A 15,552-nucleotide genomic window follows, 5' to 3' on the forward strand; every position below is an offset into this window, starting at 1 on the left:
ACGATTATTCAGCCGCTTCTTCTGCAACAAATTCCGCTGCAACCGCTTCTTGACCACGACCTTCTTTGATTGCTGCTACCGCTGCATCTAAGTAAAGTTGGATCGCACGTGCTGCGTCATCGTTACCTGGGATAACGTAGTTTACGCCGTCCGGGCTTGCGTTAGTATCAACGATCGCAAATACCGGAATACCGAGGTTGTTTGCTTCTTTGATTGCGATATGTTCGTAGTCCGCACCGATGACAAAGATTGCATCCGGTAAACCCGCCATATCTTTGATACCGCCTAAGCTCAATTCTAATTTTTCAAGCTCACGGGTACGCATCAATGCTTCTTTTTTAGTGATTTTATCGAATGTACCGTCTTGGGTTTGCGCTTCTAAATCTTTTAAGCGTTTGATTGATTGACGGACTGTTTTCCAGTTAGTCAACATACCACCTAACCAACGGTGGTTCACATAGAATTGTTGGCTCTCTACTGCTGCTGCTTTTACTGCGTCTGACGCTGCACGTTTTGTCCCAACGAAAAGAATTTTGCCGTTGTTACTCGCAATGCGGGTTAATTCCGCTAACGCTTCGTTAAATAACGGTAAAGTCACTTCCAAGTTTACAATGTGAACACCATTACGCGCACCGAAGATAAACGGTTTCATTTTTGGGTTCCAGTAACGAGTTTGGTGACCGAAGTGAACGCCTGCGTTAAGCATATCGCGCATAGATACTTGTGCCATAAAAATTTTCCTTTTGTAAGTTCCCAATTAACTGGGAAGGGTTTAGCCTCCACATACCCTGATAAATCGACCGTTAAAGATTATCTAACAGCACCCCGATAATCAGTTAATGATATGTGTGTGATTTTGGATTAACATAAAAAATAAATGTTTTTCGTACAAAATATCTTAAGCACAAAAAACGGGCAAATTTTAGCAGGATTTTAGAAAAAATCCAGTGATTTTTCACGAAAAATCGGGGCATTTCCCTTGCCCCGATCTATCGACATTAAACAACATTACGCCGCTTTCGCCATTTCAAATTCAATCAGCATCATTAAGATATGAATGACTTTAATATGCACTTCTTGAATACGATCGGCATAGCGGAAATGCGGCACACGGATTTCCACATCTGCCAGCCCCGCCATTTGCCCGCCGTCTTTACCCGTCATCGCAATCACTTTCATTCCTTTAGCTTTTGCCGCGGCTATTGCATTAAGCACATTCTTTGAATTGCCGGAGGTGGAAAGTCCAAACAGGACATCGCCTTTTTGCCCCACGGCTTCAACATAGCGGGAAAAGACATATTCATAGCCGAAATCGTTACTTACACAGCTTAAATGGCTGACATCAGAAATGGCAATCGCCGGATAGCCGGGGCGGTTTTCGCGGTAACGCCCGGTCAGCTCTTCGGCAAAGTGCATCGCATCGCAGTGCGAACCGCCGTTACCGCACGACAGCACCTTTCCGCCTTGCTTGAAACTGTCGGAAATCAGCAACGCCGCCTGCTGAATTAAGGCTAAATTGTGTTCGTCTTGAATGAATTTATCTAATACTTCGGCAGCTTCTTTCAGTTCTGCCAAAATCTGTTGTTGATACATAACCTGATCCTTTTGCAAAAAATGGAAATTTTCTTACCGCTTGTTCGGCGGAAAAGTGCGGGCAGTCTAACATAAAGCCCTGCTATATACAGCAACAATCTCCGCATCAATAGGCTGAAATCGCACAGGGCAAACCTGATCAATCGCTTTCTGAAAAATATTGCTCTTAAAATGTGAAGAAGATCACATTTCTGATCTTTTTTCGCGCAACTACTTGCGAAATATTTTGGCAGTATTAGACTAAAAATCGTTTAGTCGGGGTGCAATTATTGCTGAGATTATACCCGTGAACCTGATTCAGTTAATACTGACGTAGGGAACTAACTTCAATACTGTCCACCTTTTCGTCAATATTGCTGGTTCTGCTTTTATTCAATAAATAGGAGACACTATGCAATTTTCTCTTTTAGATAAAATCCGCCAAGCCAACCCGTTAATCCATTGCATTACCAATTACGTTGTCGCCAACTACACCGCAAACGGTCTGTTGGCATTGGGCGCTTCGCCGTTAATGTCCGCCAATGTGCAAGAAATGTCAGATATTCAACACTTTTCCAAAGGTTTGCTCTTAAATATCGGCACGCTTAACCATTCGGATCTCGATGCAATGATATGCGCCGGACGTGCGGCAAATGCCCTGAATGTGCCGGTTGTGTTAGATCCCGTTGGCGTAGGGGCAACGCCCTACCGCAAACAAGCTGTTGCCAGTCTGTTGCAAACGGTTAAAATGAGCATTATTCGGGGTAATGCCGGTGAAATTGCCACACTCGCCGAAATGGATTGGCAAGTGAAAGGGGTCGATGCCGGACAGGGGCAAGCGGACTTCGCCGCGATGACACAGGCAGTTGCCCAAAAATATCACTGTATCGTGGCAATGAGCGGAGAAATCGATCGCATCAGCGATGGTAAGCGTGTAGTGAATATTCACAACGGCACGCCGCTTTTTACCCGTATCACCGGAGCAGGCTGTCTACTCGGTGCAGTATTTGCCGCCTTTTTGAGCGTTGCCGACCAAGATCAAGCCTTCCAAGCGACCATTGAAGCCTGCACAAGTTACAACATAGCCGGCGAGCTGGCGACTCAAGGGATTTTACCGCAGCAATCGGGGCAATTCGCCGTGCAGTTACTTGACTGCCTTGCCACCCTTCGCCCGACAGATATTTCAACACGCGCGAGGGTAAGTGATGAATAAGCTCCCTCAAGTGCTGACGATTGCCGGTTCGGACAGTGGCGGCGGTGCAGGTATTCAGGCGGATTTAAAAACGTTCCAAATGCGGCGTGTTTTTGGCACGAGCGTGCTCACCGCCGTAACCGCCCAAAATACGCAAGGGGTGTTTGACATTCACCCTATTCCTGTCAAGAGTATTGCTGCACAAATTGATGCGGTAGCGCAAGATTTTGAACTCGCCGCCGTCAAACTCGGTATGCTCGGCAGTCGTGAGGTCATTGATTGCGTTGCCGACAAGCTACGCTATTATCAATTTAATCGGATTATTGTCGATCCGGTTATGATCGCCAAGGGCGGTGCGGCTTTATTAGCCCCTGACGCGATCACTGCCTTGCTCCGCCAATTACTGCCTTTAACGGACATTCTTACCCCCAATTTACCGGAAGCGGAAGCCTTAACCGGCATACACATCACCGATCACCGCACGGCAAAACGGGCGGCAAAAGCCCTACAAAAAATGGGCGCAAACGCTGTGATTATAAAGGGAGGACATCTTCAAGGGGAGATGAGTACCGATTGGGTGTTTCACCCTGAATTTGAATTGACATTAAGCACCTCACGTTATGACACCCCCCACACTCACGGTACAGGGTGTACCTTCTCCGCCTGCATTACGGCGGAGCTTGAAAAAGGCAAAACCGTACAACAAGCGGTCAGTATCGCTAAAAAATTTGTCAATGCCGCCATTTGCAACAGTTTGAATATCGGCAAAGGGCAAGGGCCGACTAACCACTGGGCATATCAAGATGAAAGCTAATATTAGGGCTTCTCTGCATCTCTACTTTATTGCCGGCACACAGGATATGCGACATTTAAGCGGCGATCCTGCCGAAAACTTACTAAAAATCTTAAAACAGGCGCTAGAGAGTGGCATCAGCTGCTTTCAATTTCGTGATAAAGGTCAATTCTCTTTGGTTGCACAGCCTAAAGCGCAGGCAGATCTCGCCCAAAAATGTCGCCGATTATGCCACGACTATCACATTCCATTTATTATGAATGATGATGTCGAGTTGGGGCTGGCAGTCGGGGCAGACGGTATTCACATCGGTCAATCGGACGGCAATGTCAAACAGATTATTGAGCGGTTAAAAAAGCAAAATCTCATATTTGGATTATCGATCAATACCCTTGAACAACTCCAACATTATCGCCATTATGATGCGATTGATTATTTCGGCATCGGGCCGATTTTCCCAACCGATTCAAAGCCTGACCACAGTGCCGCCTTAGGCGTGGATTTCCTTGATAACCTGCCCCAATTAGCGATTGATAAGCCTTGTGTGGCGATCGGCGGTATCAATACCACTAATGCCACCCGCTTACGTCAAAGCGGGATTGACGGGCTTGCGGTCATTTCCGCCATCACCCAAGCACCGGATATCTGCTTAGCCGTTCGGCAGCTCAAAGCCGCCCCGATAATTCTCAACAATCGCTAGGAAAACCACCGGAAATTAGGTAAAATCGCCCCCGTTTATTTGTTTAGAAAGGAACAGCATAATGATTAACGACATTAAAAAAGACACGCAAGAACGTATGGAAAAAAGCCTTGAGGCATTAAAAGGGCATATTGCGAAGATCCGTACCGGTCGTGCACAGCCGAGCTTATTGGACGGAATCCAAGTCGAGTATTACGGTGCGGCAACCCCGTTACGTCAATTAGCCAATGTGGTGGCAGAAGATGCCCGCACTCTTGCCGTTAGCGTGTTTGACCGTTCTTTAATCGGTGCGGTTGAAAAAGCGATTTTAACCTCTGACTTAGGGTTAAACCCATCTTCTGCCGGCACAACTATCCGTGTACCGCTTCCGCCACTCACGGAAGAACGTCGCCGTGATTTAATCAAGATTGTCAAAGGCGAAGGTGAGCAAGGCAAAGTCGCGATTCGTAATGTCCGCCGTGATGCCAACGATAAAATCAAAGCCTTACTCAAAGATAAAGCAATCAGCGAAAACGAGCAGCACAAAGCCGAAGAAGAGATCCAAAAAATCACCGACAGCTTCATCAAAAAAGTCGATGAAGTGTTAGCCGACAAAGAAAAAGAGCTAATGGATTTCTAATTCCTCTCCCAATCTGCCCCTTATTCTGACGAGTGAGGGGCAATTTTTCACCGTTCCCAGTATGATCACAATACGCTTTTCATTCAAACCGTAGCCCCGCCTAATCCGCTTTCTCCAGTAACAGATAGAGTTTGAATATACCCCAGTACGTTTCTACCTATGAATAGTCTTCAGACTGATATAACTGATACATAATGCCATAGTTTCCTCTCTCAAGCGGTCAATATCTTGCTAACATTTGCAAAATTAAATTTTTGTAAAAACTCACCGCTAAATCGATTTAGTGGGCGATTTTACAGATAAAAGAGGGTAGAATATTGAGAATTATTCTTAATAACTTTTATCTTAGAGAACGCCTATGACCTTTAAACACAATCTCATTTATACCGCTTTATTTGCAACCACGGCTTCGTTGAGTTACGCCACTCAAACGGAAAACCAAGCCTCATTAGATGAAGTCGAAGTCGTTGCCGAACTTGAACAGTTCAAAGCCAACCCGAATTTAAAAGCCGATGTCAATTTAAGTTTGCTCGGCAAGCAGTTAGCCTTTACTTCGCCGATTAGCGTGGTGAATTACGATGAAAAAGCCTTCGCCGATAAAGAGCCTCGCAATGTGGTCGATGCGATTGCCAAAACCGATGCGTCGGTAATGAATTTCGGCGGTGAAACCAATACCCTACAAGGCATTTATGTGCGGGGATTACAGCTAGATGCCCGCCAATTTAGCGTAAACGGCTTGGCAGGGCTTTATTCCACCTACAATTCACCGACGGCTGCGGTCGGTTCTGCACAGTTGATAAAAGGGGCGTCCACCGCCACCGTAGGAATGGATCCGGAAGGCTCGGCGGGTGCTTCACTGAATATTGAAACCAAACGGGCGACCGATGAGGAGATTAACCGTATCGGCTTGGCGTGGTTCAGCAATAATCGTTTACAAGAATCCTTTGATTTTGGTCGCCGCTTTGGTACGAACAACGAGTGGGGCGTGCGGATCAACGGCAAATACCGTGATGGCGATACTACCCGTGTCGGCTACGGCGAGCGAGCCAAAGAGATTGCGATTGGCGCGGATTATCGCGGCGAAAAGCTACGAGTCGGGCTTGATTATATGCAAAATAAACGCCAAGTCGATGGAGGGCGGGCAAGGGTTCAGGATATGCAAAATTTAGCCTTTGCAATCCCCGCTGCTCCAAACGGCAAGATCAATTTAGTGCCGCATTGGTCTGCACAAACCAGCCAAGATGCTACTGCGATGCTGACCTTTGAGTACGATTTACTCGATAATCTAATGCTTTCCGGCGGGTTGGGGCATATGGAATCGAAATATGCCGGCTCTTTCACACAACTGACAATGCGGAATTAAAACGGTGATTACCGTATTGCGAATGCAACCGCCTTTGACTTCCGCGCCCGTACCACCAGTGCCAATCTCAAGTTGCAGGGCAATTTTGCAACAGGACAGCTTAACCACGATTGGAATCTCGCATTTGACTCGGTAGAACGTCAGCGGGATCACGACAATAATCCGACTAAAACCCGCAGCGGTCAGATGCAGACCAATCTGTACCAGCCTGAATTTATTGAAAAACCGGCTTTCTCTGCGCTTAGCCAAGCGGCAGATACCAAGCTCACCTCACAAAGTATCGCGCTTTCAGATACGCTCGGCATTTTGGACGACAAACTCCGCCTCACGCTCGGCGGACGTTTCCAATGGATTAAGCAACAAGATCGCAACGCAAACAACCGCTTGTCGTCTCACCGCTTCAGCCCAATGACGGCGATCTCTTATGCCTACAATCCAAATTTAGTGTTCTATGCTAACTATTTAGAAGATCTTGAACCGGGCAAAGTCGATATGGAAACCGGTGAAATGAACAGCCCACGGGTTACCAAACAGATCGAAGCCGGTGTGCGTAAAAACTGGGGCGAAAATATCACGACAACTTTCAGTGCTTACCAAATCAGCCGTCCGGGGATTATTCGTGGCAACACGAAAGCAATGAAAGCCTTCGCCAATCAGGAACGAGGTAAAGAGCGCAACCGTGGGCTTGAATTTAACCTCTACACCAGCCTGTTGGACAAAACCCTGCGCGCCAATGTGGGCGTGAGTTACAATCAAGGCAAAGTGTTCGATTTCCCAACCTATGCGGATACGATTGTATCCGGCGTACAAGTTACCAGCCCTCGTCTGATGATGAAAGCCAACGTAGAATGGGACACCGCTTTTTTGCGTAATTTAACCTTGAATGCCGGCTTGCAGCACTACGGCAAATCCTATCAGGATACGGCAGCCAACTATAAATTACCGTCATATACCACCGTGGACGCCGGTGCAAAATATGCCCTATCCCTCAATGGCAAACAACAAATGGTGTTCCGTTTCGGTATTGAAAATCTGTTCAACAAACAGTATTGGCAAGTACAACGGGGACAATACGATCGCAGCTTTGCCGTATTAGGAATGCCCCGCACCTACTGGTTCAAAACCGATTATTCATTCTAAACACGGCTTGAGCAAGCGGTCAGCTAAGCTGTTATTTTTGCAATCTCAAACTGTTGTAAAAAAATCCAGCAAACCGACCGCTTGTCATCATATAAAGGAAAACAAATGAACTGGCAAACGGAATTAAACAACAGTGCATCGTGGTTAATCATTGCACTGATAAGTGTATCGGCAGGGGTTTATTTGGTGGGAAGATTACTCGGCAAAACCACCTTCGGCAAAAAGTTTTGGCACATCACCCAACCTTGTTGGGCAAGCTCAAACAAACCTAAAACCCTAGCTCTGATGTTGTTGCTACTGTTGATGATTTTATTAGAAGTGCGGATCAGCGTCCTCAATACCTTTTTCTACAACGGATTGTACAGTTCATTGCAAAAGCAGCAAGCCGATGCGTTTTGGTTTTTCGCGCTTATCAATTTAATGCTGGTTATTGTGAAAATTATCCACGCCATCATCAATTACTTTCTACAACAAGTCTTTGAAATTCGCTGGCTGGAAAGGCTCAACGCCGAAATGCTCAATCGCTGGCTTGCCAATAAAAACTACTACCTCGTCAAATATGAAAAACATTTGCCGGATAATATCGATCAACGGATAGAACAAGATGCCACCGAGTTTGTTCACGGCACGCTTGATGCGGTGCGAGGCGTAATCAATGCACTGGTTTCTACCGTGGAATTTACCCTGATTTTATGGGGATTATCCGGTATTTTGGCGATTTTCGGGGTGGAAATTCCGAAAGGTGTGGTCTTTTTCATCTACCTTTTTATTCTATGCGCCACCCTCCTCTCTGTCATCATCGGCCGCCCACTGATTAAGCTGAATTTCAACAAAGAAAAATTACAGGGCGATTACCGCTATTCATTAATTCGTGTACGAGATAATGCGGAAAGTATCGCCTTTTACGCCGGTGAGGAGAGAGAACGGCATCATCTACGTCAAAAATTTGCCGCCGTCATTGATAACCGTTGGAAGATCGTACAAAAAACGTTAGGGTTGGACGGTTTTAACACCGGCGTAACTCAAATTGCGATGATTCTGCCGCTAATGTTGCAGTCCCAGCGCTTTTTTGCCGGTCAAGTTACCCTTGGCGATATGCACCAAACGGTACAATCCTTTAACCGCTTAATGCGGGCACTCTCGTTTTTCCGCCTGTTTTACGATGATTTTACCCTTTATCAAGCTCGCCTTAACCGCCTGTACGGTTTTTTTATCACATTGGATAAGTTAGACAGCACCCAGCTTCACTACCCTTATCCGTGTAGCCGAGGGTTCACCTTAAAAAACTTTGGGGTTAAAGACGCAAACGGCACGCTGCTAATGCAAAATATCAATATAGAGCTGAAAAATGGTGATGCGTTGCTCATTCAAGGGGCGTCCGGCACAGGCAAAACCACACTATTAAAAGCATTGGCGGGGATTTACCCGTTTGAAACCGTAGGCATTGCCGAACGCCCTTGTACCGAGCAACCGCTCTTTTTGCCGCAACGTCCCTATATGCCGCAAGGTACGTTGCGGGACGCTATTTGCTATCCGCATATTGATGCCAGCGATACACAAATCCGTCAGGTAATGCAACAATGTTGCTTGGAAAAATATCTTGATGCGTTAGATCAGGATCTCGACTGGCAAACTACGCTCTCGCCGGGGGAATTGCAACGTATCGCCTTCGTGCGTATTTTACTCAGTAAACCGGAATTGATTTTCCTTGATGAGACGACCTCGGCGCTGGACGAAGCCACCGAAGCGATACTCTATCGCACGATTAAACAAGCTCTGCCACACAGTATTCTGATTAGTGTTGGACATCGCTGTACCCTGCAACCGTTTCATAATAAACGGATCACCCTTGGAATTTGTTGTGTCGAAACCAACTAAAATGCCAGTACAAGCGGTCAGTTAGCATAAAATCGTTGCAAATTGGAAATAGTAGGCGATTTTCGGCAAAAATTTCGCTATAATAAACAAGTTTTGCTTCTCGTCAGTGAAAAGCGACTATCAGAAATGCTTTTAGCCCTAAAAAGATAAGAGGATTTCTGCTAGTCGCCCTTTTTAAGAAGTAAAACAATAATGATATTCAAAAGGAAGTTAAAAAATGAATCCAATTGTGAAACAGTTTAAATATGGTCAGCATACTGTTACATTAGAAACGGGGGCAATCGCCCGCCAAGCTACCGCCGCAGTAATGGCAAGTATGGACGATACCACCGTATTTGTAACCGTTGTGGCTAAAAAAGAGGTGAAAGAAGGGCAAGATTTCTTTCCCCTAACCGTCAATTATCAAGAGCGGACTTACGCAGCCGGTCGCATTCCGGGCGGTTTTTTCAAACGTGAAGGTCGTCCGTCCGAAGGCGAAACCTTAATCGCCCGTTTAATCGACCGTCCGATTCGCCCGCTTTTCCCCGAAGGCTTTTTCAACGAAATCCAAGTAATTGCCACCGTTGTGTCCGTCAATCCGCAAATCAGCCCGGATTTAGTCGCAATGATTGGCGCATCTGCCGCACTTTCTCTCTCCGGCGTGCCGTTTAACGGCCCAATCGGTGCGGCTCGTGTCGGCTTTATCAACGACCAATTCGTGTTAAACCCGACTATCAACGAGCAAAAATTAAGCCGTTTAGATCTCGTGGTTGCCGGTACAGACAAAGCTGTACTGATGGTTGAATCCGAAGCGGATATTCTATCGGAAGAACAGATGTTAGCGGCGGTGGTGTTCGGGCACGAACAACAACAAGTAGTGATCGAAAATATCAAACAATTCGTCCAAGAAGCAGGCAAACCTCGTTGGAACTGGGTCGCACCGGAACCGGATACGGCACTGATTGAAAAAGTGAAAGGTTTAGCAGAAACCCGCCTTGGTGAAGCCTACCGTATTGTTGAAAAACAAGTTCGCTATGAGCAAATTGATGCGATTAAAGCCGATGTCATCGCACAAATTACAGCCGCAGATGACAGCATCAGTGAAGGCAAAATCATTGATATTATCACGGCATTAGAAAGCCAAATCGTGCGTAGCCGCATTATTAACGGCGAACCTCGTATTGACGGTCGTACCGTAGATACGGTTCGGGCATTGGATATTTGCACCGGCGTATTGCCTCGCACACACGGTTCAGCCATTTTTACCCGTGGCGAAACCCAAGCCCTCGCAGTTGCGACGTTAGGTACAGAGCGTGATGCACAAATTATTGACGAATTAACCGGTGAAAAATCCGATCGTTTCCTTTTCCACTACAACTTCCCTCCGTATTCTGTCGGCGAAACAGGAATGATCGGCTCACCAAAACGCCGTGAAATCGGACACGGCCGTTTGGCAAAACGGGGCGTATTAGCGGTAATGCCGACTGCCGAAGAGTTTCCGTATGTGGTGCGTGTCGTATCTGAAATCACCGAATCCAACGGTTCATCGTCAATGGCGTCCGTTTGTGGTGCATCACTGGCGTTAATGGATGCGGGCGTGCCGATTAAAGCCGCCGTTGCCGGTATTGCAATGGGTCTAGTGAAAGAAGACGACAAATTTGTGGTACTTTCCGATATTTTGGGCGATGAAGATCACCTTGGCGATATGGACTTCAAAGTAGCCGGTACACGCAAAGGGGTTACGGCACTCCAAATGGACATCAAAATTGAAGGCATCACGCCGGAAATTATGCGTATTGCTCTTAACCAAGCGAAAGGCGCAAGAATGCACATTTTAGAGGTAATGGAACAAGCGATCCCAGCCCCTCGTGCCGATATTTCCGATTTTGCGCCTCGTATCCACACAATGAAAATCGATCCGAAGAAAATCAAAGATGTGATCGGAAAAGGCGGAGCGACTATCCGAGCGCTCACCGAAGAGACCGGCACATCTATTGATATTGATGATGACGGCACAGTAAAAATTGCCGCAACGGATAATGGTGCGGCAAAACGTGTGATGGAACGTATCGAAGAGATCGTTGCTGAAGTTGAAGTCAATACGGTTTATAAAGGTAAAGTTACCCGTGTTGTCGATTTCGGCGCATTTGTGTCAATCTTAGGCGGTAAAGAAGGCTTAGTGCACATTTCACAAATTACCGATGCCCGTGTGGAACGGGTTGCCGACTACTTGGAAGTCGGTCAAGAGGTACAAGTGAAAGTGGTGGAGATCGACCGCCAAGGGCGTATCCGCTTAACGATGAAAGACATCGCACCGGTGGCTGCCGAAGTAGTTGTAGAAGCAGAGCCGACGCTCGAATAAACGCTAATCCGACAATGTGCTTTCTCTCCCGCGAGAGAAAGCCCTTGCTATTTGATCTAAGGTTTATAAATGCAACAAGCTGTTAAGTTGTTAAACTTTCGAGCTTACCTATTCGCTCTTTTCGCCCTGCTGTTTTTAAGCGGTTGCGTTAATCGTGCAACGGATATGATCTATCCGGACAGATTGTCCCTTGCCGAGCTTAACCCCCAACTACGCTTTGAACAAGAAGCAATGGTCGTGCGGCTGACGCAAGTGCTGCAAGAGGCAAAATTAACCAATGCGGAACGGGCGGAATTATTCTTTGAGCGAGGCGTGATTTATGACAGTTTAGGGCTTTGGTCGCTGGCACGTTATGATTTCACCCACGCTGTTGAGCATAATCCCAAAATGGCGGCAGCCTACAATTATTTAGGGCTGTATCTACTATTGGAAGATGATTATGACAGTGCCATTGATGCTTTCAACGCCGTCTTAGAATTGGACAATGCATACGATTACACCCGTTTAAACCGAGGGCTTGCTTTCTATTATAGCGAGCGTTATGCCGAAGCCGAACGGGATTTTCAGGCATTTTACCAAGCGGATAAAACCGATCCTTATCGGGCTTTATGGCTTTATTTTAACGAATTAGAACTTGCCCCGGCCACGGCAAAACAAAATCTGATCGAACGCTCAAAAGGCATATCCGAGGATTTTTGGGGTACTTCGGTTGTTCGTTACTTTTTAGGGGATTTAACCCTGACACAGCTCCGTTCAAAAATGAATACGCAGGCAGAGCCGAACACGCCAACCTACGCTGAAATTTTAACGGAAACGTATTTTTATCTCGCAAAACAAACACTCAAATTGAATCAGTTGGAAGAAGCAAAAAGTTTCTTCCGTCTTGCTGCGGCAAACCAAATTTATAATTTTGTTGAGTATCGTTTTGCTTTGTTTGAGCTTTCGCAACTGCGCAATCGCCAAACAGCTCCCGTAATTGTTGGGAAAAATTAGGAACGATAACAAGCGGTCGGATTTGTCGAAAATCTTGCAAAACCGCCCGCTTGCACAATGACAATCTTATACTCCGCATTGATTTGCCGACACTTTTTGTTTTACCTAACCCCTCAACAATGTATTTTCAAACCGCCCAAACAGTTTGGGCACGATTATTGGAATCTTATGACAACGCAATCTCTTACCTTTGCCGATCTCGGCTTACCTCAATCTATTCTTGATGCCGTCAATGAAATGGGGTTCATCACCCCTTCGCCCATTCAGCAAGCCTGTATTCCACATCTGTTAGCAGGGCGTGATGTGCTGGGAATGGCACAGACCGGCAGCGGCAAAACTGCCGCCTTTTCCCTCCCGATTTTAGCCCGTCTTGATCCGGCACAACGTTTCCCGCAAATGTTAGTGATGGCACCTACCCGTGAACTTGCCATTCAAGTGGCTGATGCGTGCGAACAATTTACCAAAAATATGAAAGGCGTGCGTGTGGTTACCATTTACGGCGGCCAGCGATACGATATTCAAATCCGAGCCTTAAAACAAGGTTCGCAGGTTGTGGTCGGCACACCGGGGCGGATTCTCGATCATATCCGCCGTGGCACGCTCGATCTCTCCGCCCTCAAAGCAATCGTATTAGACGAAGCGGACGAAATGTTACGAATGGGCTTTATTGATGATGTAGAAACCGTAATGGCGGAGCTGCCGGAGCATCACCAAACTGCCCTGTTCTCGGCAACAATGCCGGAACCAATCCGCCGCATTACCCGCCGTTTTATGCAAGATCCGCAAGAGGTTAAAATTCAGGCAACCCAACGTTCCGCACCGGATATTACCCAAAGCTACTGGCTAGTCAATGGCTTTCGCAAAAACGATGCGCTACTCCGCTTTTTAGAAGTGGAAGAATTTGATGCGGCAATAATCTTCACCCGCACCAAAACCGGCACAACGGATATTACCGAATTACTTGAACGCCACGGCTACCGTGCCGCCGCACTCAACGGCGATATGACCCAGCAAGCCCGCGAACAAACATTAGAGCGTTTAAAATCGGGGCGCTTGGACATTCTGATCGCTACCGATGTCGCCGCCCGTGGCTTAGACGTGGAACGCATCAGCCTTGTCATCAACTACGATATTCCGCTAGACTCCGAAAGTTACGTCCACCGCATCGGACGAACGGGTCGTGCCGGTCGTTCAGGCAGAGCCTTACTCTTCGTTGAGCCTCGTGAACGCCGTTTATTACGAAATATCGAGCATTTAATGAAAAAGCCGATTGACGAAGTGCCGATCCCAAATCACGAAATTTTAATGGCAAAACGCCGTGAAAAATTCAAAGCCCGCATTTCGCAGCAGCTTGAACATCACGATTTAGAACTTTACCGTGAATTATTGGAAGATTTATTCACTGCCGATCAAGATCACGAAGAGCTGGCAGCAGCAATGATGATGCTATTACAGGAAAAGCAAAAATTGATTTTACCGCCTGATCCGGCTGTCCGCCCTGCCCGCAGCGAACGGGGACGTGGACGGGAAAACCCTCGTTCAGCCGAACGCCGTGGCGGTCGTGAACACCGTGAGCATAACCGGATTGCAATGGATCTCTACCGCATTGAACTTGGGCGTGAAGACGGGGTGGAAGTCCGCCATATCGTAGGGGCAATCGCCAACGAAGGCGATATTAGCAGCCGCTATATCGGGCATATCAAATTGCACGACAAATATTCGACAATTGAACTACCGCAAGGTATGCCAAAGCATTTGGTCGAACATTTTGCCCGCAAAGCCCGTGTATTAAGCAAACCGATGCAAATGTCGTTGCTCGGTGCGGTGGACGGTAATGCACCTTTTGATGAAAAAAGCAAAGGACGGGGCGACAGACGTGATCGCCGTGATGAACACGGTTTTCGTGATCGTAAAAGCGGCTTTAAAGAAAAACGTTTTAACGAGCGAGGTCGCCGCTAACCCCTCACGCAAGCGTAAGTTTGACGGTATTGCGATGAAAACGCAGCAACTTAAATTGATAACGGACGCTATATCGGCGTCCGTATAAATGTCCGAAATGCTGCCTATTTAATCGAAGTATAGGCTAGGCATATTATAAGAGCCTGATTTTGCATAAAATCGTTCAAATCCCGCCGCTTGCCACGCTTTTCAGGCTGAACCAGATACTTATAAATAATATCAGTAGCTGTAAAATGACAATTAACGGCGTTGCCAACCACCATTCAAACGTATGCAACTCCTATATCAACCAGCTTTTCTATCATAAATGTTTATTCAACCCCAACAACATCATTGCGAACTACACCTTAGCGAGCAAGACTATGCTCTAATGAAGCACGCCTTAATGCTGGCGGATAATGCCGAACGGGAAGGTGAAATTCCGGTCGGAGCAGTTGTGATCGATCCGCAAGGGCAGATCATCGGTGAAGGTTGGAACCGTTCGATCAGCCTTTCCGATCCGAGCGCACACGCCGAAATGCTTGCTATTCGCTCGGCGGCACAGCGTTTGGGTAACTATCGCCTGATCGACTGTACCCTCTACGTTACCCTTGAACCTTGCACAATGTGTGCCGGTGCAATTTTGCATAGCCGGTTGGGGAGGTTAGTCTTTGGTGCAGCGGATTATAAAACCGGCGCAATCGGCTCCCGTTTTCACTTTTTTGAAGAGTACAAAATGAACCATTTTCTTCATATTCGAGGCGGGGTAATGGCAACACAATGCGGTGAAAAAATCAGCCGATTTTTTCAAAAAAGACGGGCGGAGAAAAAAGCACTCAAAGCCTTGCAAGTGGTTAGTTTAGGCTGATTTTACGATTGTAGCAACGCCACACCGGCGTCCGTCATAAAACCGCATAATTTCAAGATTATCCGGTATTATGTAGCAAATGCACAAAAATAGACATTTTAATAGAATGTAGGGACACACTGCGTGTGTCCTTTATAAAAATCAAATTATTTCAA

The 15,552-nt window shown here is 46.7% G+C and carries 11 protein-coding genes, 1 pseudogene and 1 riboswitch; of the genes and pseudogenes, 10 read left to right on the plus strand and 2 right to left on the minus strand.

The annotated features are described in order from the left end of the window. Nucleotides 1-4 precede the first annotated feature (4 nt). Both rpsB and lpcA read right to left on the minus strand, forming a co-directional pair. Nucleotides 5-730 (minus strand): 30S ribosomal protein S2, encoded by a 726-nt coding sequence (gene rpsB / locus RO21_RS07110; RefSeq protein WP_047977110.1) that lies wholly within the window; start codon nt 728-730, stop codon nt 5-7. Nucleotides 731-1,008: 278 nt separating this feature from the next. Then, nucleotides 1,009-1,593 (minus strand): D-sedoheptulose 7-phosphate isomerase, encoded by a 585-nt coding sequence (lpcA, locus tag RO21_RS07115; RefSeq protein ID WP_047977111.1) that lies wholly within the window; start codon nt 1,591-1,593, stop codon nt 1,009-1,011. A gap of 246 nt (nt 1,594-1,839) precedes the next feature. Further along, nucleotides 1,840-1,929: riboswitch (TPP riboswitch) on the plus strand. Nucleotides 1,930-1,984: 55 nt separating this feature from the next. Between lpcA and thiM the strand changes: the two genes are divergently transcribed. The 10 genes and pseudogenes from thiM to tadA all read left to right on the plus strand — a co-directional run bounded on the left by thiM (nt 1,985) and on the right by tadA (nt 15,397). Further along, entirely contained in the window at nt 1,985-2,785 is an 801-nt protein-coding gene (gene thiM / locus RO21_RS07120; protein ID WP_047977112.1) for a hydroxyethylthiazole kinase, read from the plus strand. Further along, on the plus strand, nt 2,778-3,578 hold the full coding sequence (thiD, locus tag RO21_RS07125) for a bifunctional hydroxymethylpyrimidine kinase/phosphomethylpyrimidine kinase (RefSeq protein WP_047977113.1): 801 nt from the start codon (nt 2,778-2,780) through the stop codon (nt 3,576-3,578). The genes thiM and thiD overlap by 8 nt, the downstream gene beginning before the upstream one ends. Continuing rightward, the gene (gene thiE / locus RO21_RS07130; RefSeq protein ID WP_047977114.1) at nt 3,568-4,257 is read left to right on the plus strand and encodes a thiamine phosphate synthase; all 690 of its coding nucleotides are present in this window, start codon (nt 3,568-3,570) and stop codon (nt 4,255-4,257) included. The genes thiD and thiE overlap by 11 nt, the downstream gene beginning before the upstream one ends. 61 nt (nt 4,258-4,318) lie before the next feature. Then, nucleotides 4,319-4,876: a ribosome recycling factor gene (frr, locus tag RO21_RS07135; protein WP_047977115.1), complete on the plus strand. Its 558-nt coding sequence runs from the start codon at nt 4,319-4,321 to the stop codon at nt 4,874-4,876. 358 nt (nt 4,877-5,234) lie between these two features. After that, a pseudogene (locus RO21_RS07140) lies at nt 5,235-7,379 on the plus strand (TonB-dependent receptor). Nucleotides 7,380-7,484: 105 nt separating this feature from the next. Beyond that, nucleotides 7,485-9,257, plus strand: a complete 1,773-nt coding sequence (locus RO21_RS07145; protein WP_047977116.1) for an ABC transporter ATP-binding protein/permease — start codon at nt 7,485-7,487, stop codon at nt 9,255-9,257. A 217-nt stretch (nt 9,258-9,474) separates the two neighbouring features. Beyond that, a complete protein-coding gene (gene pnp / locus RO21_RS07150; RefSeq protein ID WP_047977117.1) occupies nt 9,475-11,598 on the plus strand; it encodes a polyribonucleotide nucleotidyltransferase in 2,124 nt (707 codons plus the stop codon). A gap of 69 nt (nt 11,599-11,667) precedes the next feature. Further along, entirely contained in the window at nt 11,668-12,591 is a 924-nt protein-coding gene (gene nlpI / locus RO21_RS07155; RefSeq protein ID WP_047977118.1) for a lipoprotein NlpI, read from the plus strand. Nucleotides 12,592-12,759: 168 nt separating this feature from the next. Continuing rightward, nucleotides 12,760-14,550 (plus strand): DEAD/DEAH box helicase, encoded by a 1,791-nt coding sequence (locus RO21_RS07160; RefSeq protein WP_047977119.1) that lies wholly within the window; start codon nt 12,760-12,762, stop codon nt 14,548-14,550. A 307-nt stretch (nt 14,551-14,857) separates the two neighbouring features. Further along, nucleotides 14,858-15,397, plus strand: a complete 540-nt coding sequence (tadA, locus tag RO21_RS07165; RefSeq protein WP_047977120.1) for a tRNA adenosine(34) deaminase TadA — start codon at nt 14,858-14,860, stop codon at nt 15,395-15,397. Nucleotides 15,398-15,552 lie beyond the last annotated feature (155 nt).

The organism is Muribacter muris (assembly GCF_001038205.1).
Lineage (GTDB): Bacteria > Pseudomonadota > Gammaproteobacteria > Enterobacterales > Pasteurellaceae > Muribacter > Muribacter muris.